1 protein-coding gene is annotated in these 1,032 nt (G+C 48.6%); it reads left to right on the forward strand.

From position 1 onward, the window contains the following. Positions 1 to 866, forward strand: an 866-nt coding sequence (locus tag KDK13_RS02530; RefSeq protein WP_257283249.1) for a reverse transcriptase domain-containing protein, incomplete at its 5' end; no start/stop codon positions are given. Between the last annotated feature and the right edge of the window lie 166 nt (positions 867 to 1,032).

A 1,032-nucleotide genomic window follows, 5' to 3' on the forward strand; every position in this document is an offset into this window, starting at 1 on the left:
CCTGCTGGGTGTTGGACGTGGATATACAAAAGTATTTCGATACGATTGACCACGGTCATCTGAGACAGTTTCTAGACAGACGAGTGGCCGATGGCGTAGTAAGAAAACTGATCGATAAATGGTTGAAGGCAGGTATTCTTGAGTCCGGGGAGCTTGTCTACCCGACGCAGGGGACACCACAGGGCGGAGTAATTTCACCGTTACTAGCCAACATTTATCTTCACTATATATTGGATGACTGGTTTACTCAGACAGTCCAGCCAAGGATGCGTGGAAGATGCAATCTGACGAGATTTGCTGATGACTTTGTCATGGTATTTTCGGTCCAGAAAGATTGCAACAAGGTTAAAGCAGTGCTGCCGAAGCGGTTTGAATGTTTCGGGCTTACACTGCACCCGGAGAAAACACGATGTGTTGACTTTCGGCCTCACTGCCGGAAAGAAAACAAGCGCATTGGCAATCCGGTAAGCTTTGATTTCCTTGGGTTTACCCACTTTTGGGGAACTTCCCGGAAAGGGAATACTGTTGTCTACCAGAAAACAGCAAAAGGGCGAATGGCCAAAACTCTGAAGTCGTTCAACCAGTACTGTCGGAAATCAAGGCATAAGTCACTGGGTGAACAATATGTAGCGCTCAACCGAAAGCTTCGGGGGCACTACGCATACTTCGGAATAACGGGTAACGCCAAAGCGTTAAATACGATCCTACATCGAGTGAAGGAAATCTGGCACAAGTGGCTCAGTCGGCGTTCGCAGAAGAGCCGTATCACGTGGGAGAAATTCAATCTGCTTATGAGTCGTTTCCCCTTGGTACCGCCGAAAATCCATCATCGGTATTCATACGGTCGTCGGCTAGTGAACCAATAACCGTGAGGAACCGGATGCGTTAATCGCGCTCGTCCGGGTCTGTGAGGGTTGAGGTCGGTAACGGCCTCTTCTACTCGGACAAACACCGACCCAGAGTTCCAGTAAAAATTCAGAAGGTACTGCCCCCACTTTTCAGTCGTCAAGCTGAAGGAATATTTACAGTCCC

Origin of the sequence: Endozoicomonas sp. SESOKO1 (assembly GCF_024606265.1) — a bacterium.
GTDB lineage: Bacteria > Pseudomonadota > Gammaproteobacteria > Pseudomonadales > Endozoicomonadaceae > Endozoicomonas.